This is a genomic window from Aromatoleum sp., from assembly GCF_035254505.1.
Classification (GTDB): domain Bacteria; phylum Pseudomonadota; class Gammaproteobacteria; order Burkholderiales; family Rhodocyclaceae; genus Aromatoleum.
Genome location: NZ_DATFAO010000027.1, coordinates 85,304 through 107,474, shown reverse-complemented (window position 1 = coordinate 107,474; position 22,171 = coordinate 85,304). Strand labels below are relative to the sequence as shown.

Here is a 22,171-nt window from a genome sequence, read left to right as displayed (position 1 = left end):
TGACGGAAGGGGGGCGGCATGGCAAACAATATGACTCTCGCGCAGCGCCTGTACGCGCTGGTGACGATCATGGCCCTGGGGCTCGCGACGCTCGGCGGCGTCGCCTACTACCAGATCGACAAGGCCTTTGAGCTTGCGGCATTCGGCAACGCTCCGGTCTTGACCGCGCACAGTCAGGCTGGCGCTGCGGATGAAAGCGTGCACGAGGTTCGCATGGATGCGGACGTGCAAGCGCCACAAATCGGCCAGCAGCGAGCGGACGAAGCGGCGGCCCTTCACGACGACGCGCTGCGGTCCCTGCTCATCGTCGGAGCTGCCGTCATCGCGCTGGCGAGCTTGGGGGCGCGTGCGGTGTTGAACGACCTGCGACGCCAGATCGGCGGCGAGCCCCAGTACGCGAAGGCAGTGGTGGACCGGATCGCCGCTGGCGACCTGCGCGCCAGCGTGCGGACCGAGGCCGACGACCGAGTCAGTGTGCTTGCGTCCGTGCGGGTCGAGACGGGAGCGGCGGCGAGGGATCAGGCGGGCGCGCCCGAAAGCGTGGAACCCATCGCGAAGCCGGCGCGGCGAACGGCTGCGACGCCGGCCGGCGCCACCCAGCCGGCCTTCGGCGAGCTGGATCTCGATTTCGTGAATTTCTGAGGAGCCGCGACGATGGGTGCAAGGCTGGAGACCGCAGTGGAGCCGAGGATCGACGCGCCGGCGCAGTACGTGACCTTCATGCTTGGAGGCGAGCTCTTCGCGATTGGCATCCTGCACGTGAAGGAGATCATCGAGTACGGCGACCTGACCGAGGTGCCGACGATGCCGCAGGCGATCCGCGGCGTGATCAACCTGCGTGGATCCGTCGTGCCGGTGGTCGATCTGTCGGCGCGTTTCGGCCGCAGCCGTACCAACATCTCGCGGCGGACCTGCATCCTGATCGTCGAGGTCGCGGACGACGAGCGCAGGTACGACCTCGGGGTGGTCGTCGATGCGGTGTCCGAAGTGCTCGAGATGGCACCGGGCGACATCGAACCCGCGCCGCGCTTCGGTAGCGGCGTGTGCGCCCACTTCATTGCTGGCATCGGCAAGGTGAATGGACGCTTCGCGATCATCCTCAGTGTCAATGACGTGCTTTCCCTGGACGACCTCGCGAGCGCCGCGGGAGGCGCTCTGCAATCCGACTCCGTGCCGCACAACTGATCTGGAGACTCGCCATGCGCGTGAACATGCCCGTGACCAATGTGGAGCGACACCTCGCCGAGGGCGAGTACATCGTCTCGAAGACGGACCTGAAAGGCCGCATCACCTACGTCAATCGCCCCTTCCTGGAGATCAGCGGCTTCTCCGAGGAGGAGGTGCTCGGCAAGGCACACAACGTCATCCGCCACCCCGACATGCCGCCGGAGGCCTTCGCCGACTTGTGGAAGACGCTGCAGGCCGGGCGGCCGTGGCGCGGCATGGTGAAGAACCGCTGCAAGAACGGTGACCACTACTGGGTCGAGGCCAACGCAAACCCGATCTGGGAGGACGGCCGGGTGGTGGGCTACATGTCCTTGCGCTCGCGGCCGACGCGCGCGCGGGTCGAGGAGGCGGAGCGGATCTATCGCCGCTTCCGCGAAGGATCGGCGCGCGGACTGACGGTGAAGGGAGGCGCGGTGGTGAGAAGCGGGCTCCTCGGCCGGATCGGGGCGCTCGCGCGTCTGAACGTCCAGGCGCGCACGAGTCTTGCGTCGGTTGGGCTGGTGGCGATCCTGCTGGTGCTGGCGGCAGGCTTCGGTGACGCGGTGACGCGCGCCGCAATCGCGGGAGCCGGCGTGGTGCTGGCGGGGCTCGTTTGGTGGATGCTCGTCTTCAGGCTGCTGCGGCCGCTCAACGGAGCGATTCGCGGCTGCCAGATCGTCGCCGCGGGCGACTTGCGGATGCAGGGGGTCGGCGACCTGCGGACCGAGATCGGGCAGCTGACACATGCGGTGAACACGATGGCGGGCAATCTCGCCAGCATCGTGACCGACATCCGCAACGCCGCTTCTGTGCTGTCGTCTTCGTCCGAAGGCGTGTCGGCGACCGCGCAGTCGATGTCGGAGGCGACGAGCGAGCAGGCGGCGAGCGTCGAGGAGACGGGTGCGTCGATCGAGCAGATGTCCTCGTCGATCAGCCAGAACGCCGAGAACGCCAAGGTCACGGACGGCATGGCGGCGAAGTCGTCGGCGGAGGCCGTGGAAGGCGGGGCGGCGGTGAAGGAGACGGTCACTGCGATGAAGAGCATCGCCGAGCGGATCAGCATCATCGACGAGATCGCCTACCAGACGAACCTGCTCGCGTTGAACGCCGCGATCGAGGCGGCGCGGGCGGGTGAGCATGGCAAGGGCTTCGCGGTGGTCGCGACCGAGGTGAGGAAGCTCGCCGAGCGCAGCCAAGGGGCGGCGCGCGAGATCGGCGAGGTCGCGAAGGGCAGCGTGAGCCTCGCCGAGAAGGCGGGCGGCTTCCTCGACGCGATGGTGCCGTCGATCCGCAAGACCTCGGATCTGGTGCAGGAGATCGCCGCCGCGTCCGAAGAGCAATCGACGGGCGTTGCGCAGATCAACATTGCGATGAACCAGCTGAACCAGATCACGCAGCAGAACGCCGCCGCTGCCGAGGAACTCGCCTCGACGGCAGACGAGATGAACAGCCAGGCGGAGAAGCTGCAGCGGACGATGGGCTTCTTCGCTCTGCGCTGAGGGGACGATCGGGCGACAAGGCGATGGCGATGATCACGGAGTGTCATATCATCAAACAATAATCGGGGAGACAAGGGGACGGCACGTGATGGAGGGGCAGGGCAGGACGAGCGCGGCGGGCTGCGCGCGGGAGGGGCGAAGTCTTGTCGCGCGGACGTGGCGGCGCATTGTCTGCTTCATGATCCGTCGCCTGCAGCAGCATGCCGACAGTTGGGGGGCTTGCCCCGGGAGCCTCCGCGACGAGCGGCATGACATCGCGGAGCGGACGGCGAGTGCCGAGGCGGCCGAACGCGCAAACAAGCTGCTGCTGGAAGCGGTCGAGCAGGTTGCGAGCGGCTTCACGATCTTCGACGAGCAGGATCGCCTCGTCATCTGCAACAGCGCCTACCGCAACAAGTACGCGCTCTCCAGCGATCTGATCGTGCCGGGCGCGACCTTCGAAGAGATCATCCGCAAGGGGGCGGAGCGCGGCCAATACAAGGACGCGATGGGCGACATCAACGGCTGGGTGCGACAGCGCGTGCAGCAGCATCAGAATCCCACGGGCCAGCCGATCGAGCAGGAACTGGGAGATGGACGCTGGATTCTGATCGTCGAAAACCGCACGCCCAGCGGCTACATCGTCGGCAACCGGATCGATATCACGGAGCGCAAGCGGACCGAGGATCAGCTGCGGAAACTCTCGCGTGCGGTCGAGCAGAGCGTCGAGAGCATCCTGATCACCGACGTCGACGCGAATATCGAATATGTGAACGAAGCCTTCGTCCGCACCACTGGTTACAGCCGGCAGGAGACGATCGGTCGCAACGCGCGTTTCTTGAAATCCGGGCTCACGCCGCCGTCGACCTACGCGAGCTTCTGGGGGACGCTGCGCCGCGGTGAGCATTGGCAAGGGGAGATGATCAACAAGCGGAAGAACGGCGAGACCTACCCGGAATATGTCATTGCGACGCCGATCCGCGACCCCGGCGGGGCGATCACCCATTTCGTCGCCGTGCGCGAGGACATCACCGAGAAACGCCGTAATGCCGACGAGTTGACCCGCCATCGCAAGCATCTGGAGGAGCTGGTGGCGCAACGCACGGCGGAACTCGTCAGCGCGCGCGACGCGGCCCAGGCGGCCGCGCAGGCGAAGAGCGAGTTCCTCGCCAACATGAGCCACGAGATCCGCACGCCGATGAATGCCATCCTCGGCCTGACGAACCTCGCGCTCTACACGGAGCTCACGCCGAAGCAGGGCGACTACCTGCGGAAGATCAAGGGCGCGGCGGACTCGCTGCTCGGCATCATCAACGATATCCTCGACGTGTCGAAGATCGAGGCCGGCAAGGTGGATCTCGAATCGTCCGAGTTCGCCCTCGACGCCGTGCTCGGCGAGGTGGTCGATATCGTCGGGCCGCGTGCCGAGGAGAAGGGCCTGCGTGTCCGGCTCGATGTCGCCGCGGACGTGCCGCCGGTGCTCGTGGGCGATCCGCTGCGCCTGCGTCAGGTATTGATCAATCTTTGTGGCAATGCGGTGAAGTTTGCCGAGCACGGCGAGGTCCTCGTCCTTGTCAGGCCGCAGGCCCTGGCGGAGGGCCACGTGACGCTGCGCTTCGCCGTGCGCGACCACGGCATCGGCATGAGCGCGGAGCAGATGGCGCTGCTCTTCCAGCCCTTCACGCAGGCCGACGCGTCGGTGACGCGGAGGTATGGTGGCACAGGGCTGGGCCTGGCGATCAGCAAGCGCCTCGTCGAGCTGATGGGGGGCGAGATCGGGGTCGCGAGCGAGCCGGGTCAGGGAAGCAACTTCCACTTCACGGCGCGCTTCGGCGTAGGTCATGCCCAAGCGCTGGCGGGCCCTCCTGCTGCCGCGGCCCAACCAGCGCCGCGCGTTCAGCCCAAGCTCGCCGGCCTTCGCGTGCTGCTCGTCGAGGACAACGAAGTGAATCAGCAGCTTGCGCGGGATCTACTGGTCGAGGTCGCGGACGCCCATATCGCTACCGCCGGCAGCGGCGAAGAAGCGCTGGAGCGCGTGCGCCGTGAAACCTTCGACGTCGTGCTGATGGACATCCAGATGCCCGGCATGAGCGGCTACGATGCGACGCGCCTGATCCGGCGTGAGCGGCCGGCCGGCGAGCTTCCAATTATCGCGATGACCGCCCACGCCCTTGCGAGCGACCGGGAGCGGTGTCTCGCGGCCGGTATGAACGATTATGTCAGCAAGCCTTTCGACCCGGTCGATCTGTTCGCGAAGCTGACGACCTGGGGGCGGCGGCGCGAGACGTCGACGGCATCTTCCGCTTCTCGGCGCCCGCTCGCCGGGGTCTCGGTCGAAGTGGGCCTGAAGCACTGCTTCGGCAGGCAGGAGCTCCACGGAAAGCTCCTGCGCATGTTTTATGGGACGCGTGCGGGTTCCAGCAGCGAATTGCGTGAGGCCTTGCGCCGCGGCGACACGGAAGCCGCGTCGTGTCTCGCGCATTCGCTGAAATCGTCTGCGGCCTCGATCGGCGCCGAAGCCTTGTCGTCGGCCGCGGCGCGGCTGGACGCGGTCCTTTGCGGCGGCGAGGATGACGCGCTCGAGTCAGCGCTCGCGGACTTCGACGGGCGGCTGCGTGTCGTCTTGGAGGGGCTCGAGGCTTGGCTCGATCAGGAGACGCTGCCTGTGGTTTGAGGGGCGCTGACTGAGTATTTCCTCTCTTGCGGCGCGGGTTTTGAGCGTGGTCTACTCCCCCGCGTATCCCCGGTAAACCGAATCTTGATGCCTGCGAGGGGCAAGGATGGCTGAACAATCTGCGAGCAGAGAGGACAGTGGCGAAATCCTGCTGGTCGACGATTCGGCCGCCTCCCTGAGACTGCTGTCGCTATGGCTGCACGAGGCGGGCTATGCCGTGCGCCAGGCCCCGAGCGGCGAGCTCGCGCTGCGCTCGATCCAGGCCCGCTGCCCCGACCTCGTGCTGCTCGACGTGCGCATGCCGGGCATGCATGGCTTCGAGGTGTGCCGGCGCATCAAGGCCGACCCGCGCAGCGAGGACCTTCCGATCATCTTCCTGTCCGCTCAGGACGAAACGATGGATCGGGTCGAAGGCTTGCGCGTGGGCGCAGTCGATTTCATCGCGAAGAACTTTGCGCGCGAGGAGGTGCTCGCGCGCGTACGGACCCACGTGACGCTCGCGCGCGTCAAGCAGGCGCTGCGGCAGGAGCAGGAGAGCCTGGAGGCGCGGGTGCGCGAGCGCACTGCCGAGATCGAGCGCAACCGCGCGCTGCTGCAGCACGTCGTCGACGCCTATCCCGGCTCGGTGTACGTGAAAGGCACCGACAACCGCTATCTGCATGTCAATCGGGCGATGGCCGCCGAGCACGGCATGCAGCCCGGCGACATGGTCGGCATGGACTGCGGCTCGGAGCCGGACGACGAACGGATCCTCGCCGGCGAGGCCCTACGCGCCGAGGAGACGCTGTGGTCCGGCCTTCACGGCGGCGAGCGGATCTACGAGACTTACGCGGGGCCGATGCTCGATCACGACGGCAGCGTCTTCGGCATCCTGCGCTCGCGTCACGACATCACCGGGCGGCGTCAGGCCGAGCGCGCACGCAAGGAGCTCGAGGAGCAGCTGTGGCATGCCCAGAAGATGGAGGCCATTGGGCAGCTCGCGAGCGGCATTGCGCATGACTTCAACAACCTGCTGGCGGTGATCCTCGGTTTTGCGGAATTTGCCGAGACGGCCGTCAAGGCGGGGCGCTATGACAAGCTGGGCGGCCACGTCACCGAGATTCTGGAGGCGAGCCGCGTCGGCAAGGACCTCGTCGCGCAGTTGTTGAGCTTCAGCCGCAGCGAGACGGGGGAGGCCGCTCCGATCGACCTCGGGCCGCTGGTGACCGAAGTCGTCCGCCTGCTGCGCGCCACGCTGGGCGACGACCTGCCGGTGCGCCTGCGCCTCGACCGGTCGCTGCCGCCGGTGAGGATTCGGCCCGTGCATCTGCATCAGGTGCTGATGAATCTCGGTATCAACATCCGCGACGCCTGCCGTTCCCGGGGCAACGCCGACATTCGGGTGAGCCTCGAGCGCCTGCCCGCGGCGCGGCGCTGCGCGTCCTGCCATATGGATTTCGAAGGCGAATTCGTGCGCCTGACGGTGGTCGATGACGGACCCGGCATCTCGCCGGAGAACCTGCCGCGCATCTTCGACCCCTTCTTCTCGACGAAGGACGTCGGCAAGGGTACGGGGCTCGGGCTGTCCGTGATGCATGGCATCGTGCACTCCGCGGGCGGCCACATCCAGGTCGAGTCGCATCTCGGCCGGGGCACGCGCTTCGACATCTACCTGCCGGCGTGCGACATACAGAGCGAGCAGCGAGCGCCGGGCGACGAGATTCCGGCGCGGCGTCGCCTGTCCGGCCGTCTTCTCGTCGTCGATGATGAAAAGAGCATTGCCGCGCTGGAAAAGAGCCTCTTCGAGTCGGCTGGCTGCGAGGTTGTCGCGACGACCGATCCCGATGCCGCGCTCGAAATGGTCCGCGCCGACCCGGCCCGCTTCGACCTCGCGTTGATCGATCAGGTCATGCCCGGCCTGAGCGGTGTCGAACTCGCACGGGAACTCCTCTCGCGCCGCCCCGATCTCCCGATCGTCATGTGCTCGGGAAGCGACGTCGAGGCCGACGCGGCGACGGGCATTCGCCGCGTGCTGGTGAAGCCGGTGTCGGGGGATGAACTGCTGCGCATCGTCGGCGAACTGCTGCCCGAAGCCGCACACTGAGGCCTGCCGCCGGAAATGTCTGGTTGCACATGCGTTTTGAAATTATCATTCGTCATCGCAGGTGACGTTTCCCGCTTCGCCACGGTCGGGGTGCTGATCCTTAACCGAGCATGGGGAGGCGATGATGGATTGCCAATTGCTGCAACCGGCCAGCGCTTGCGCAGGGATCGCCGCATGACCCAGGCGGTGCTCGCCGCCGTGTGCGCAGTCGGCCTTGTCGCCCTGTGGCTCGACAATCGACGGCTCCGCCGCGCGTTGTGCGCCGCCCAGGACGAAGCCCCGGACATCGGCACGACCGATGCGCCGGCCGTCGCGATGCCACCTGTCCCGGCCGCAATCCCCGTCGCGCTCGTGGATCCCGCCAAGACCGCTTTCTTCTCGACTGCCAGTCACGAACTGCACGCGCCGCTCAATGCCGTGATCGGATTCTCGCGCCTGATGCTCGACTCGGCGACACTCAACGCGGGGCAGCGGCGTAACCTCGAATGCATCCACGCTTCGGGCCAACGTTTGCTTGCGCTGGTCGACGACCTCGTTGAGCTGGCGCGGATCGAGGCAGGCTGCCTGCCGCTCGCCGACGAGGAGGTCAGCATACAGCGCCTCGTCGACGAGGTGGCGACCGATCTGGGCGCCTTTGCCGAAGGGAGGGGTGTGACACTGGCGGTCGAGGCTGCCGGTCTGCCGAACTGGCTCCTTTGCGATCGGGGGAAGCTTCGGCGGGTGCTGACGGCGCTCACCGTGGATGCGATCGGCAGCGCACCGGTCGACGGGCGGGTGACGCTGATGGCGCACGCCGGACGGGTGTCCGACGGCCGCGTGCCGCTGCAATTGAGCATCATCGACAGCAGCGCCGGGCCGAGGTCCGAAGGGCAGGCACGGTTCGAGCCCTTCGCGCACTCCGATGGCAAGGCGGGCATTCAGGGAACAGGGCTGGCAATGGCGCTGAGCCTCCGCCACGTGCGTCTGATGGGCAGCGAGATCGCCATCGATCAGCGGGCGGGCGCAGGTACTGTAGTCGCGTTCGCCCTCGCGCCGTCCGTTTGTGCCGCCCCCGCAGCTCCAGCCCCGCAAGCCGACGCGGCGCAAGTCGAGCGGTCGGGGGGCGGACGCGGCCCCAAGATCCTCGTGGCGGACGATGCACCGGAAAGCCGCCTGCTGCTGTGCTGCGTGCTGGAGCCGTTCGACGTCGAGGTCGTGGAGGCGGAAAACGGCGCCCTGACGGTTGCGCAATGGCAGCGACACCGCCCGGACCTGATCCTGATGGACGCGCATATGCCCGAGCTCGACGGCTTCGAGGCCGCGCGTCGGATCCGCAGCGCCGATCCTATCGTCCGGATCGTGCTGCTCTCCGGAAGCGGCGGCGACGATGTGCGCGACAAGGCGTATGCCATGGGCGCCGACGGCTTCCTGACGAAACCGCTCGATGAGCAGGCGCTGTATGCCGCGCTGGAAAGGCATCTTGGCATCCTTGCCGGCGAGAAGGGATCGCCGCAGGCGGAAACCGACGTGTGGCTTTCGCCCGAAGTGCCCGTGCCCACGGCGAGTGTGAGGGCGCTCGCCGCCCTGTCCGCTGCGACGCTCGATGCGCTATACGCGGCCGTGCAGGAGGTCAACGGCAGCAAGGTCGAAGCGGTGCTCGCGACGATCGGGTCGGACAAGGCGGGCCTGGCCGAGGCCGTGGCCGCGATGAGCCGGGACTTCCGCTTCCAGGAGCTCTGGACGCTGATCGAGGCCGCCCGCGTGCAGCAGGACCGCGACAGCCGCGCCGCGACTCCAGACGTGCCGGCCGGCCGCTGACGAAGGGGATATCGCACGGGGGACGTGTGTGTTTTTACACTGCCCTTCGCGGTAGAAGCGCCCTAGTCTGCAGGCAACGGGCAAAGGCAAGGAGAATGTCATGGCACTGCAATCGGTTGCCGTTCGCATGGGAGGCGCGCAATGACCGCTCCGTCGCGTCTGGCGTCGGCCGGATGCGTGTTGCCGGGGATGGTGGGCGCCGTTGCGCTGCCCTTCGTCGGGCATGCCTCGGCGACCTCTTTGCTGCTCGGCGGCGCGCTTGCCGTCGCCACCCTCATCGCTGCCGTCCTGCTGCATGCCGAGCTGCGGTCCCGCTCGGCGAGCCGGGCCGACGAAGATCGCAGGCTGGCCGACGAGCAGACGCGGCGCCGACAGCTCGGGGATTACGTGCGCAGCGTCGCGGACGCCGGCGGCGAGATCCTGCCTCGCTGGTCCGCCCATATCGACATCGCCGCGCAGCAGGTCGAGACCGGCATCACCGACTTGGCGCAGCAGTTCACGGTGATCCTCGACGGGATCCAGTCGGCGCTCGCCGCCTCGCGCCAGGCTCAGGACGGCTTGGGCGCCGGGACCGGCCTGGTCGACGTGATCGCCGCCAGCCAGTCCGACCTCGGCGCGCTGCTCGGCGAGATGAAGGCGGGCCTCGACGCCAAGCAGCCCTTGCTCGACCAGATCCGTAACCTGTCCTCGGTCATCGCCGAATTGCGCAAGATGGCGGCCGACGTCGCCGGGATCGCGAGCCAGACGAACCTGCTCGCGCTCAATGCCGCGATCGAGGCGGCCCGGGCCGGCGAGGCCGGGCGAGGCTTCGCCGTCGTCGCCGACGAAGTGCGCAAGCTCTCGACGGCCTCCGGCGACATCGGGCGGCAGATCGGCGCCAGGATCGAAAGCATCACGACGTCCATCGTTTCGACCTCCGAAGCCGTGGCCGGGCTGGAAGAGCAGGACCGGCGGCTGATCGACGCGTCGCGGCAAAAGGTCGCGCAGGTCGTCGAACGCTTCGACATATCGGCGTCGGGAATGCGGTCCGCCGCCGAGGAGCTCGCGGCGAGCAGCGATGCAGTGCGACAACAGGTCGAGAACGTGCTCGTCAGCCTGCAGTTCCAGGACCGCGTGTCGCAGATCCTTGCCCACTCGCGGCAGGACATCGAAAGACTCGCCGCCTGCCTGTCAGGCGCCGAGCAGGGCACCGCGCAGCCGATCGATATCGGCGCATGGATCGCAGAAATGGAGCGCAAGTACGTGACGCTGGAGCAGCGGGACGTGCGCGCCCGCGGCAAAGCCGCTTCATCCGAAGTCCAGTTCTTCTGAGGGCACACGCCATGAGCAAAACGATTATGGTCGTCGATGACTCCGCCTCGCTGCGCCAGGTGGTCAAGCTCGCGCTCACCGGCGCCGGCTACTCGGTGATCGAGGCCTGCGACGGTCGCGATGCGCTGAGCAAGGCGGACGGGCAGCGAATTCATCTTGTCATTTCCGACGTGAATATGCCTAACATGGATGGCATCAGCTTCGTGCGCCAGCTGAAGACTCTTCCGGCCTACAAGTTCACGCCGGTGATCATGCTGACGACCGAATCCGGCGAGGATCGGAAGGCGGCGGGGCAGGCGGCCGGGGCGAAGGCCTGGGTGACCAAGCCTTTCCAGCCGGCACAGATGCTTTCGGCCGTCTCGAAACTGATTTCCTGAATGATTTGCTGAAGTTGCCCGTAGCGGACATGGAAAAGAACGACAAGCGTTGCGTGGTGTATGCGGTCGACGACCAGCCGTCGATGCTGAGGATGTTGGCGGAGCTGCTCGACAGCGTCGGCATCCGCGTGGTGGCCTTCACCTCGGCCGAGGAGTTTTTCGAAGCCTACGTGCCCGGTCCCTGCGAATGCCTCGTGTCGGACATGCGCATGCCGGGCATGGGCGGGCTCGAGTTCCAGCGCGAGTTGAAGGCGCGTGGCCACGTGCTGCCGGTGATCTTCATTTCGGGTTTCGCGGAAGTCGGCTCCGCGGTCGAGGCGATGCGCCAGGGCGCCTTCGATTACCTCGAGAAGCCGTTCTCGCACAACGTCTTCCTCGAGAAGGTGCAGCGGGCGCTCGACAAGAGCCGGGCCATCTACGAGGAAGCGCGCAAATTGAAGACCAACGAGGCGCGCCTGTCGCTGCTGACGCCCACCGAGACGCGCATCCTCAAGCTGCTGACCACCGGCAAGTCGAGCAAGGAGATCGCCGACGTGATGGGGATCAGCCCGCGCACCGTCGATAACCATCGCGGCCGCGTCATGGAGAAGCTCCACGTGCATTCCGCGGTCGAACTGGTGCTCCTGGTCACCCAGGCCCGCAGCCCCTGATGCGCGCTCGATCCCGCGCCGCCTGAAGGACCTCCGCGGCGCCGCGACCGAATCCCATCCAAGGAAGTCATGCGTTGAGCGGCCCGCTGCGGCAGGCCGCACGTCTTCGCGTGTCCCGATTCGCCCGCCGTTCTTGAACAGAGGCATCCTGCATGATCAAGCGACTTGAGCATGACCTCCGGCCGCATCTGTTAGTGGTCGACGACCAGCCGGACAACCTGCTGATCCTCGAGGAGCTCCTCGGTGAACACTACGAGGTGCATACGGCAAGCGGCGGCGCGCGGGCGCTTGAGTACGTCGCCGAAGGCGGCCGCGCCGACCTGATCCTGCTCGATGCCGTGATGCCCGAACTCCACGGCTTCGAGGTCTGCCGCCGGCTCAAGGCTGCGCCACCGACGCGCGACATTCCGGTGCTTTTCCTGACCAGCCTCGACGGTGCTGCGGACGAGGCCGAAGGGCTGGCCGCAGGCGCGGGAGACTTCATCCACAAGCCGTTTTCCTTACCGGTCGTGCTGGCCCGCGTGCGCAACCACCTCGAGTTCGCCCGTGCCGCGCGCCTGCTAAAGAAGCGGAACGAGTACCTGGAACGCATGGTGGCGGAACGGTCCGCGCAGGTCGTGCGCACCAAGCAGGAGATCATCGCCGTGCAGGACGCGACGATCAGCGCCTTTTGCGCGCTGGCCGAAGCGCGCGACAACGAGACCGGCAATCACATCCGTCGCACGCAGAACTACGTCGGTGCGCTGGCGGAGCACTTGCGACACCATCCCCGCTTCCGGGGCGAACTGGATGATGAGGCGATCATGCTGCTGTTCAAGTCGGCACCGCTCCACGACATCGGCAAGGTCGCGATCCCCGAGTCCATCCTCAACAAGCCCGGCAAGCTGACCGACGAGGAGTGGGTGGTCATGAAGCGGCATCCGGAATACGGCCGCGATGCGATCGATCGTGCGGCCGAGGAGTTCGGCGATGCTGAGACATCCTTCCTGCGTTATGCACGCGAAATTGCCTATTGTCATCACGAGCGCTGGGACGGCGCCGGCTATCCTCAGGGACTCGCGGGCGAGGCGATCCCGCTGTCTGCCCGTTTGATGGCGGTGGCCGACGTCTATGACGCTTTGATCTCGAAGCGGGTGTACAAGCCCGAGTTTTCGCATGAAAATGCTTTGAGCATCATCGTCGAAGGGCGCGGAACGCATTTCGACCCGGCGGTGGTCGACGCGCTTTTGGAAATCAGGCTGGAGTTCCGGGCCATCGCCCGGAAGTTCCGCGACTAGCCGATACGGAGAAGCGAATCATGAGAAAACCTCTACTCGCACTCGGCGGAATCCTCGCCCTGGCGCTGTCCCTCACGAATGCCCACGCGGCGAGCACCTCGACCAGCTTCCAGGTCAACGCGACGGTCGGCACCGCCTGTACCGTCTCGGCCGCCAATCTCGACTACGGCACCTACAACCCCCTGGCGGTGCTGCCGACCAGCGTGACGACGACGGTAACGGTGCAGTGCACGCTGCTTGCGACCTATAACGTCGGCCTCAGCGCGGGCTCGGGCAGCGGCGCGACGGTCGCCGTGCGCAAGATGACCAAGGGCGGCGACACGCTCGCCTATTCGCTGTATCAGGATGCGACCCACCTTGCGGTGTGGGGAGACTCGATCGGCACCGACACGATCGCGGGCGTCGGCACCGGGCTCGCCGTGCCGCACGTCGTCTATGGCCAGATCCCCGCGCTGCAGAATGTCAATTCCGGGGCCTATTCGGACACCATCGTGGTCTCGGTCAATTACTGACCGGGGAGGATGCCGTGCTCGCCATGCCCTTCGTCCGCGCCGCGTTCCGCTCTGCGGCCTTCATCGCGCTGCTCGCCTGTGTCCTGCCTGCCGTTGCAGGCAGTCTCGGCGTCAATCCGATCCGGGTCGCGCTCTCCGCCGCGCGGCCGACCGCCGCGATCACGCTGAACAACACCGGGAGCGCTGCGATCGTCGTGCAGATGCAGGTCGTGAAGTGGACCGCGGTCTCGGGCGAAGACCGATACGACCCGAGCGCGGATGTCATCGTCACGCCGCCCATCGTCAGCATCGTGCCGGGCGGCTCGCAGATCGTCCGGGTGGGCCTGAGCACCGATCCCGATCCGGTCCGCGAGTTGGCTTACCGCCTCTTCATCGAAGAAGTCCCGCCGCCGCCGACCGCGGACTACCAGGGCCTGCAGGTCGCGCTGCGGATCGGCCTGCCGCTCTTCGTCGAGCCGCTGCAGGCGGCGCATCCGAAGTTCCAGTGGAGCGCCGTCCGCTCCGGCTCGGACGAAGTTTCCCTGAGCCTCAACAACATCGGGACGGCCCACGCGCAGGTCCTGAGCGTGAAACTGAGCGCGCCCGGCGAGAGCGAGCCGCTCGCGACGCACAGCGCGGCGAGCTACCTCCTTCCGGGGCAATCCCGCGAACTGAGCGTGAAACTCGCCAGGCCGTGGCAGGGCACTCAACTGCGCGTCTCCGCGAACACGGATCAGGGCGTGACCGAGACGGATCTTGAGTTGCAGGTCCCATAGCGCGCGCGTATTGGGGGGCCTGATGAGCAGCGTGATGCTGGCGATGAGTGGTCCTGCGACGGCCGACGACAGCCTCCCGGCTGCGGGCGCTGCCGTGTTGACCGTGCCGCGCTTGCGCGCTCCCTACGTCGAGGCCTGGCTCGCGGTGCGGATCAACGGAAGCTTGCTGGATATGCCAGCGCGCGTGGTGCTCGACGACGGAGGGCGCGCGTTCGTGACCGCCACCGACCTCTCACGTTGGCGCCTGCGCTTGCCGCAGGTGCCGCCGCTTGCGTTCAAGGGCAAGGAGTATTTCCCGCTCGACGCCGTGCCCGGGCTCGACCATCGCATCGACGAACGTGAACAGGCACTGGTGCTCGAGGGGCGCCCGGAAGCCTTCGCGCTCACGACGATCGCGCCGCGCCGCGCCGGCCTCAACGTGAACGATCCCGGTGCCGTCGGGGGCTTCCTGAACTACGACCTGCTCGCGGTCTCGCAGGAGGGCCGTCATACCTTCGACGGTCTGCTGGAGGCCGGGCTGTCGACCCCAGCCGGATTCGGCACGTCGACCTTTCTCGGGCACGCCGGCGAGGGACCGGGCCGCTTCCTGCGGCTGGAGACGGCCTGGACGCGGGACGACACCGAGGCCTATACGACCACGACCTTCGGCGACAGCGTCAGCCGGCCCGGCGCCTGGGGGCGGGCGGTACGCTTCGGCGGCATGCAGTGGGGCACCAACTTCGCGACGCGCCCGGACTTCGTGCCCTTTCCGCTGCCGACGCTCCGCGGCGAGGCGGCGGTGCCCTCGACCGTCGATCTCTACGTCGACAACGCCCTCCGTATGAGCCGCAGCGTCCCCTACGGCCCCTTCGAGATCCCGCGCGCGCCGCTCATCACCGGCGACGGGCAGGTCCGGCTCGTCGTGCGCGACGTGATGGGCAAGGAAGTCGTCGTCACCCAGCCGTACTACGTCAGCTCGAGCCTGCTGCAGCCGGGCCTGCACGACTATACCTACGAGGCGGGATTTCAGCGGCGGCGCTTTGCGGCGCAGAGCAATGACTACGGCGGCTTCTTTCTCGCCGGCACGCATCGCAAGGGCTTGAGCGAACAATTGACGGCCGAATTCCGCGGCGAACTGCTGGAGAAGCAGCAGACGGCCGGCATCGCGGCCACCTACTTGATCCCCTCGCTCGGAGTCATCTCCGCCGCCACGGCAGCGAGCCACAGCGAACTCGGCGAAGGCGGCTTCCTGTCGCTCGGCATCGAGCGCCAGGGGCGGCCGCTGAGTTTCGGCGTGGAGGCGCGCCGGGCGACGCCACGCTTCGCGCAGCTTGGCGGAGCGCCGGACTATCGCGTGCCGACCGGCGTACAGATCGCGCGTGCAAGCTTCGCCGCCGGCCGCGCAGGGTCCTTCTTCGTCAGCTACCTGCGTCAGACCGACCGCGCCCTCGGCGAAACCAAGCTCCTCACGTCAGGGTACGCCGTGAGCCTGCCGGGCAACGTACATCTGTCTCTATTCGGGCTGCGCACGCTCGGCGGCGATCGCAGCTATTCCATCGGGCTCAACGTCACCTACGTGCTCGGGGCGCAGACCACTGCCAGCGCCGGCTGGAACCGCGACGCGTCCGGCAGCGCTTCATCGCTGCAGCTGCAGCAGAGCCTGCCACCGGGCAGCGGCCTCGGCTACCGCGTCGCGGCCGAGAGCGGAGCCAACGCGCGGACCAATGCCGCGCTGCTGCTGCGGAACGAGGTCGGCACCTACAGCCTCGAGGCCGTGCGCTCCGCCGGTTCGACGAGCTACCGCGTCGGCGCGAGCGGCGGCGTCGCCATCGTAGACGGCAAGGCCTACCCGACGCGTCGCATCGACGATGCGTTTGCGCTCGTGCAGGTCGGCGACTACGACGACGTGGATATCTACCTCGACAACCAGCCCGTGGCGCGCACCCGCGAGGGCTATGCGCTCGTCACCGGGCTGCGTCCGTACCAAAGCAACAGCATCACGATCCGGCCCGAGGATCTTCCGCTCGACGCCGAAGTCGGCGCATTGCGCATGAGCCTGTCGCTGTCGCGGCACGGCGCCGGCGTGGTCAGGTTTCCCGTGCGCGCGGTGCGCGGAGCTTTGCTCCGCATCGTGCTCGAAGACGGCTCGCCACTGCCCGCCGGCGCGACACTGACGCCGCAGGGTGGAACCGATACCTTCCCGGTCGGCTTGCGCGGCGAGGCCTACGTCAAGGGGCTCGGCAAGGAGAGCCGCTTCGAGGCACGCTGGAAGGGGCGCAGCTGCATGGTCGAGGTGACGATGCCGAAGAATGCCGGCCCCTTGCCCGTGATCGGGCCGCTGACCTGCAGCGGGACGCGGATATGAGACTGCGCGCGCTCGTGCTGGTCCTGCAGCTGGTCGCCGGCCCGGCCTTCGGCCAGACGAGCAGCTGCACCGCGTCGGCGAGCGCGACCAACTTCGGCACCTACAGCCCGACCAGCCCCTCCGCCCTCGACGGCACGGGCAACGTGCAGGTGAGCTGCAGTCTGCTCGGCATCATCAGCATCCTCGTCAGCTACCAGATCCAGCTCAGCGCCGGCGCGAGTGGCTCGTCGGCGGGCCGGACGCTGGCGGGGCCGGGCGCGTCGCTCAACTACAACCTCTACACCAACGCGAGCCGCACGGCCATCTGGGGAGACGGCAGCGGCGGCAGTTCGACCGTCAGCGACGGCTACCTGCTCGGTTTGCTCACCACCGTGAAGAACTACCCGGTCTTTGGCCGGATCGTCGCGGGGCAGAACGTGCCATCGGGCTCCTACAGCGATACCATCGTCGTAACCGTCAATTACTGAGGCATGGGCGGGCATGAGCGTATTCCGGGCAAACGAAGGCTGCATGAAGCGACGCGCGATGTTGGGCGCGCTCGCCTGCGCCGCCATGCTCGCCGCCATCCCGCCCGCGCGTGCGCAAGGCGCGCAGGACTTCACGGATCTCGGCCTCGAAGCGCTGCTGGGTGTCGAGCTGCCGGCCCGCTCCGCGACCGCGGAGCTCCTGGTCTCCGCGACGGCCGTCGAGTCCTGCATCGTCGGGGCGAGGGGGCTGACCTTCGGGTCCTACGACCCGCTGCTGCTGGCCGCCACCGACGGAGCGTCGGACATCTCCGTCACCTGCACGGCGGGCGCGCATTACGAGCTCGGCCTGAGCGCCGGCATGGGAGCCGGGGCCACGCTCGCGGCGCGGCGCATGAGCCAGGAAGGGCAGATCCTGACCTATTCCATTTACCGGGATGCCGCCCGCTCCCAGGTGTGGGGGGATCAGGTCGGAAGCAATTCGGTGACTGGGGTGGGCACGGGCTTCCCCGTCATCCATCAGGTGTACGGGCGAATTCCGGCGCGTCAGTCGGTCCGCAGCGGCAGGTACGTCGATGTCATTGTCGCGACCGTCTTCTACTGAGCTGCGCTGCTCGCGCGGCATCGCCGGCCTCCGGCGCTGGCTGCGGCTCGCCCTCGTGTTCGTGTTCACGCTGCCGGGGGCGGGGTTCGCAACCTATGGCGCCGAGGCCGACGATGCGCTCGTCGTCGAATACCAGCTCAAGGCGGCCTTCGTTTACAACTTCGCAAAGTTCGTCGAATGGCCGGTCGACGGCGGGGCCGATGCGGGCGCTTTCACGCTCTGCGTCGTCGGCGAACTGCCCTACCGCGTCATGCAGCAGGCGCTCGCGGGCAAGCGCATCCGCGGCCTGCCGCTCGTCATCCGTTCGCTGAATGCTCCGACCGGTGTGGACGGCTGTCAGCTGCTGTTCGTCGGGGCCGGTGCGGGACACCTGTCGTTCGCGCCAGTTGGCGCCGTCCCGGTGCTCACCGTCGGCGAGTCCGGCGATTTCCTGCGCAGCGGCGGAATGATCAACCTCGTCAGGGTCGACAACCGCCTGCGCTTCGAGATCGCCCGGAGCACGGGCGAGCGGGCGGGGCTGAAGTTCAGCTCGCAACTGCTCAAGCTCGCGACCCCGGCCGGCGACGCCCCATAAGGATCCTGATCATGCGCCTCCTTCGCGATGCCCCGATCCAGTGGAAACTCACGCTGATCATCATGCTCACCTGCGGCGTGGCCGTCGTGCTGGGCGTCGCCGCGCTGGCGCTGCGCTACGTCGCGGCCGAGCAGGAGAACCTCACCCGCCACATGGCGATCCTCACGCGCATGGTCGCGACGAACGCGACGTCCGCCCTCGCATTCGGCGACCAGGAGTGGGCGCGCCGCGCGCTGGCGGCGCTGGAAGCGGAGCCGGAAGTGTGCGCGGCCGACGTCTTCGACGCCGATGGCAAGGTGTTCGCGAGTTTTCGTACGCCCTGCGCGCGGCAAGGGGAGACGGCACTCGACCCGACCGCCGAAGAGTCCCGGCCCCCCGGCCTGCTGCTGCTCGCGGACAGCCTACGCGTCGTGCAGCCGATCGTCCTCGACGAGGAGCGCATCGGCACGGTGGTGCTCATGGCCGGCCTCGAGCCCTTGCGTGCGGATTTGCTGGTCGACGCGGTCGGCCTGCTGTGCATCGTGCTTGTGGCGGGGCTCGTCGCCTTCTTCTTCGCTTCGCGACTGCAGAAATTTGTCTCGGAGCCGATCCGCCGTCTTGCCGCGACGATGAAGCACGTGTCCGCCGTCAAGGACTACGCGCGCCATGTGGAGAGCGCGGGCAACGACGAGATCGGCGAGCTGATCCGCGGCTTCAACGAGATGCTCGACCAGATCCGGCTGCGCGACGAGCAGTTGCAGCGCAACGTGACCGAGCGCGCGAAGGCCGCCGAAGTCCTCCGGATCCACGCCAAGGCGCTCGAGAACACGGTCGATTCGGTGATGGTGCTCGATGCCGATCGCCACATCGTGTGGGTCAACAAGGCCTTCACGCTGATGACCGGGTACGAGCGCGAGGCCGTGCTCGGCCAAGCGCCCGAACTCCTCGAATCCGACCGGCACGCCCGTGCCTTCTACGACGACATCTGGAGCCAGGCGGGGCAATGGCAGGGCGAGGTCTGGAGCCGCCGGCGCAACGGCGACATCTTCCCGCAGCGGCTCAGCATCAGCCCGATCCGCGACCAGGGCGGCCAGATTTCGCACTACGTCTCGGTGGGCAACGACATCTCGCCCTACAAGCAGTACGAGGCGCAACTGGAGCATCTCGCCCACCACGACACGCTCACGCAGCTCGCCAACCGCGGTCGCTTCGAGACGCAACTGGACGAAACCCTCGCTCGTGCGCGGCGGCTGGGCGGCTGTGGCGCCGTGATGTTCGTCGATCTCGATCACTTCAAGGCGGTGAACGACACCTGCGGGCATGCGGTCGGCGATCAACTGCTGCGCGCGGCCTCCGAACGCATTCGGCAATGCGTCCGCGAGAGCGACCTCGTCGCGCGTCTCGGCGGGGACGAATTTGCCGTGCTGCTCGACGGCCTGTCCTCGTCGTCGGTCGCGACGAAGATCGCCGGCAACCTCGTCGCCTCGCTGGCGGCGCCCTTCAACATCGCGGGCAAGGAGCTGCACATCTCGTCGAGTATCGGCATCTGCTGCTATCCCGAGCACGGCAGCGATGCGGACGAGCTGGTGCGGAACGCCGATCTGGCGATGTACTGCATCAAGGAAGCGGGCAGAAACGGCTTCCGCTTGTATTCCCCCGAATTGGCGGCCGCGTCCCCGCTCACGGAAGATGCGGCGCCGGTAGCCGGTTGATGCGCATCCAGTAGCTGTCGATGTTGGCGACGAGGTCGACGAACTGCGTGAAATCGACCGGCTTGACGATGTAGCTATTGACGCCCAGCCGGTAGCACTCCGCGAGGTCCCGTTCTTCGGCCGACGAGGTGAGCATGACGACTGGCACCTCCCGCGTGCGGAGATCGCCCTTCAGCTTGCGCAACACCTCGAGACCGTCGACGCGCGGCAGTTTGAGGTCGAGCAGGATCAGCCGCGGCCGCTGACCAGCCGGGCGCTGTACGAACTTTCCGGCGCAGAACATGAAGTCCAGCGCCTCCTCTCCGTCGCGCACCCATTGCACGCGGTGGGCGGTGGCATTGCGGCGAAAGGCGCGCAGCGCGAGCTCGGCGTCGTACTGGTTGTCCTCGACCAGCAGCAGGTCAACCGGTTCGTCCGGTAGTCCCATGCCCGCCTCCTTTGGGTAAGGAAAAATGGAAGGTCGCGCCCTCGCCGGGCCGGCTCTCGGCCCACACGCGCCCGCCGTGCTTGGCGACGATGCGCTGTACGATCGCCAGCCCGATGCCGGTGCCGGGGAATTCGTCGAGGCGGTGCAGGCGCTGGAAGGGGGCGAACAGCTTGTCTGCGTGCGCCATGTCGAAGCCCACGCCGTTGTCGCTCACGCAGTATTCCAGGACGTCGGCGGTCTCGCGGCCGGACACCTCGATGCGTGGCGTCGCGCTGCGGCCGCTGAACTTCGCCGCGTTGCTGAGCAGATTCGTCCACACCTGCCACAGCAGATTGCGGTCGGCCACCGCATCGGGGAGCGGGGCGAGGACGAACTCGGGACGCGGCACGAGACCGGCTGCGAGCTTCTCCCACGCCGCCGAGGCCAGTTCGTCCATGTCGATGACGTCCGTCCGCAAGGCATGCCGGCCGAGGCGCGCGAGCGCGAGCAGATCCTCGATCAGCGTCTCCATGTGGTGCGTGTTGTCGCGCAGGACGTGGAGCAGCCGGATGCCTTCCGCGTCGAGACGCTCGCCGTAGTCCTCCTCGAGGATGCGTGAGAAGCCGTCGATCACGCGCAAGGGCGCCTTGAGGTCGTGCGAGACGCTGTAGCTGAAGCTCTCGAGTTCGCGGTTCGCCGCTTCGAGCTTGCTCGAGTGCTCTTCGAGCTGGCCCATTGCGTCGCGCAGCGCCTCGGTCATCGTCATCGCGAGCGTTTCCGCGCGTGCCCGCGTCGCGCCGACCTGCCACACGATCGCCGACAGCAGCAGGCTCGCCAGCACGCCCGCTCCAAGCGTCAGCAGCGGCTTGCCGCGGTCGCGACGGGCGTCGAAGGCGGGCAGCGTTTCGAAATACGCGGTCCAGACTCGGCCGCGGATTTCGAGTTCCTGCGAGCGGGAGAGCGAGGGCAGATACCCGCGCGGGGCGGAGTTGCTGCGGTAGAGCAGGGAATTCGCGTCGCGTCCGGGGCCGTCGTAGAGCTCGAGCCGGATCGTGTCCGGCGTGCGGCCGAGCACCCCCTGCATCAGGTCGGCCATCCGGAACGGCGAGTAGACGAAGCCGAAGAGCCGCGCTCGGCGCTCCTCGACCGTCGGCGGCACGCCGCCGCCGCGATAGACCGGCACGTACATCAGGGTCCCCGCCTGGACGTCGCCCGGGGTGATCTCCTGCACCAGTTCGACCTTTCCGGACAGCGCGGCCAGGCCCCGGTCGCGCGCCGCATCCATCGCGGCGCGCCGAATCGGTTCCGAATACATGTCGAAGCCGATCGCATGGCGATTGGGGGCAGTCGCCGGTTCGAGATAGGTGATCGGCGCGTAGCCGCGGCGCTCGCCGCCGGGCCAGACGGAGTAAGCCCGCGAGCCGTCCTGGCGCAACTGCCGTTCGTGCATGGTCAGCTCTGGCGCCGAGAGGGAACGTGCAAATCCGAGGCCCAGGATGCCCGGGTAGTTCTCCTGCAGCGCCAGCGCGCTGTAATACTGCTGCCAATCCTTCTGCGAAACGTAGTTCGATGCGTCGAACAGGCCCGCGGCCCCTTGCAGGATCTGGTTGATCGCATGCATACGGTCAAGGATCGCGGCGCCGATGTCGTCGGTTTCGCTGGCGAACTGTTGGCGCGCGATCTCTTCGAGCTGGCTCTGCACCATGCGCGTCGCCGCAAGCGAGGCCGCCAGCGAAATGAGCAGGACCGCCAGCGCGAGGAAGGCGCTGCGCGGCCAAGGTCGCAGCGCATGAGATGGCGGCCCCGCGATCGCGGACGGTGCGACGGGTATTCGCGGCGAGTCCATTCGCCCTCCTGCCGAAAAGCTGACGGTCCTGCGGTAGGCCGTCGCGCGCAGCGCGCGAAGCCGCATCTTCCTCTAGATCCTGTCTGCAGGAGGTGGTTCCAGTGCCACAGGTAGATTCGATT

19 protein-coding genes are annotated in these 22,171 nt (G+C 67.4%); 17 read left to right on the top strand and 2 right to left on the bottom strand.

Annotation, left to right across the window (positions count from 1 at the left end; translation table 11 throughout):
- Positions 1 to 30: 30 nt before the first annotated feature.
- From VJ673_RS04920 to VJ673_RS04840, 17 genes are all read left to right on the top strand, one after another.
- Positions 31 to 642: a hypothetical protein gene (locus tag VJ673_RS04920; protein ID WP_324124925.1), complete on the top strand. Its 612-nt coding sequence runs from the start codon at positions 31 to 33 to the stop codon at positions 640 to 642.
- A 12-nt stretch (positions 643 to 654) separates the two neighbouring features.
- Positions 655 to 1,185 (top strand): chemotaxis protein CheW, encoded by a 531-nt coding sequence (locus VJ673_RS04915; protein WP_324124924.1) that lies wholly within the window; start codon positions 655 to 657, stop codon positions 1,183 to 1,185.
- A 14-nt stretch (positions 1,186 to 1,199) separates the two neighbouring features.
- Positions 1,200 to 2,705 (top strand): methyl-accepting chemotaxis protein, encoded by a 1,506-nt coding sequence (locus tag VJ673_RS04910; RefSeq protein ID WP_324124923.1) that lies wholly within the window; start codon positions 1,200 to 1,202, stop codon positions 2,703 to 2,705.
- Between the two features lie 178 nt (positions 2,706 to 2,883).
- Positions 2,884 to 5,358, top strand: coding sequence for a hybrid sensor histidine kinase/response regulator (locus VJ673_RS04905; protein ID WP_324124922.1), 2,475 nt, complete (start codon positions 2,884 to 2,886; stop codon positions 5,356 to 5,358).
- Positions 5,359 to 5,464: 106 nt separating this feature from the next.
- Positions 5,465 to 7,441, top strand: a complete 1,977-nt coding sequence (locus tag VJ673_RS04900; RefSeq protein ID WP_324124921.1) for a response regulator — start codon at positions 5,465 to 5,467, stop codon at positions 7,439 to 7,441.
- Positions 7,442 to 7,615: 174 nt separating this feature from the next.
- Positions 7,616 to 9,238, top strand: a complete 1,623-nt coding sequence (locus tag VJ673_RS04895; RefSeq protein ID WP_324124920.1) for an ATP-binding response regulator — start codon at positions 7,616 to 7,618, stop codon at positions 9,236 to 9,238.
- A 141-nt stretch (positions 9,239 to 9,379) separates the two neighbouring features.
- Positions 9,380 to 10,549, top strand: coding sequence for a methyl-accepting chemotaxis protein (locus VJ673_RS04890; RefSeq protein ID WP_324124919.1), 1,170 nt, complete (start codon positions 9,380 to 9,382; stop codon positions 10,547 to 10,549).
- Between the two features lie 11 nt (positions 10,550 to 10,560).
- Complete coding sequence (locus tag VJ673_RS04885) at positions 10,561 to 10,926, top strand: response regulator (protein WP_324124918.1); 366 nt, start codon at positions 10,561 to 10,563, stop codon at positions 10,924 to 10,926.
- Between the two features lie 29 nt (positions 10,927 to 10,955).
- Positions 10,956 to 11,576, top strand: coding sequence for a response regulator transcription factor (locus VJ673_RS04880; protein WP_324124917.1), 621 nt, complete (start codon positions 10,956 to 10,958; stop codon positions 11,574 to 11,576).
- Between the two features lie 152 nt (positions 11,577 to 11,728).
- Complete coding sequence (locus tag VJ673_RS04875; protein ID WP_324124916.1) at positions 11,729 to 12,853, top strand: HD domain-containing phosphohydrolase; 1,125 nt, start codon at positions 11,729 to 11,731, stop codon at positions 12,851 to 12,853.
- Positions 12,854 to 12,873: 20 nt separating this feature from the next.
- Positions 12,874 to 13,365 (top strand): Csu type fimbrial protein, encoded by a 492-nt coding sequence (locus tag VJ673_RS04870; protein WP_324124915.1) that lies wholly within the window; start codon positions 12,874 to 12,876, stop codon positions 13,363 to 13,365.
- A 23-nt stretch (positions 13,366 to 13,388) separates the two neighbouring features.
- Complete coding sequence (locus tag VJ673_RS04865; protein WP_324124932.1) at positions 13,389 to 14,120, top strand: fimbrial biogenesis chaperone; 732 nt, start codon at positions 13,389 to 13,391, stop codon at positions 14,118 to 14,120.
- A gap of 22 nt (positions 14,121 to 14,142) precedes the next feature.
- Positions 14,143 to 16,464 (top strand): fimbria/pilus outer membrane usher protein, encoded by a 2,322-nt coding sequence (locus tag VJ673_RS04860; protein WP_324124914.1) that lies wholly within the window; start codon positions 14,143 to 14,145, stop codon positions 16,462 to 16,464.
- The gene (locus tag VJ673_RS04855; protein ID WP_324124913.1) at positions 16,461 to 16,931 is read left to right on the top strand and encodes a Csu type fimbrial protein; all 471 of its coding nucleotides are present in this window, start codon (positions 16,461 to 16,463) and stop codon (positions 16,929 to 16,931) included. Before VJ673_RS04860 ends, VJ673_RS04855 begins: the two co-directional genes overlap by 4 nt.
- 13 nt (positions 16,932 to 16,944) lie before the next feature.
- Positions 16,945 to 17,532: a Csu type fimbrial protein gene (locus tag VJ673_RS04850; protein WP_324124912.1), complete on the top strand. Its 588-nt coding sequence runs from the start codon at positions 16,945 to 16,947 to the stop codon at positions 17,530 to 17,532.
- Positions 17,504 to 18,106, top strand: coding sequence for a YfiR family protein (locus tag VJ673_RS04845; protein WP_324124911.1), 603 nt, complete (start codon positions 17,504 to 17,506; stop codon positions 18,104 to 18,106). The genes VJ673_RS04850 and VJ673_RS04845 overlap by 29 nt, the downstream gene beginning before the upstream one ends.
- A gap of 11 nt (positions 18,107 to 18,117) precedes the next feature.
- Positions 18,118 to 19,797, top strand: a complete 1,680-nt coding sequence (locus VJ673_RS04840) for a sensor domain-containing diguanylate cyclase (protein ID WP_324124910.1) — start codon at positions 18,118 to 18,120, stop codon at positions 19,795 to 19,797.
- On the opposite strand, the gene VJ673_RS04835 is transcribed toward VJ673_RS04840, so the two are convergent.
- Together VJ673_RS04835 and VJ673_RS04830 are read right to left on the bottom strand one after the other, a co-directional pair.
- Positions 19,766 to 20,224, bottom strand: a complete 459-nt coding sequence (locus VJ673_RS04835) for a response regulator (RefSeq protein ID WP_324124909.1) — start codon at positions 20,222 to 20,224, stop codon at positions 19,766 to 19,768. The two genes, VJ673_RS04840 and VJ673_RS04835, sit on opposite strands and share 32 nt — an antisense overlap.
- Positions 20,199 to 22,049 carry a CHASE domain-containing protein gene (locus tag VJ673_RS04830; RefSeq protein ID WP_324124908.1) on the bottom strand — a complete coding sequence of 617 codons (1,851 nt, stop codon included), beginning with the start codon at positions 22,047 to 22,049 and terminating at the stop codon, positions 20,199 to 20,201. Before VJ673_RS04830 ends, VJ673_RS04835 begins: the two co-directional genes overlap by 26 nt.
- Positions 22,050 to 22,171 lie beyond the last annotated feature (122 nt).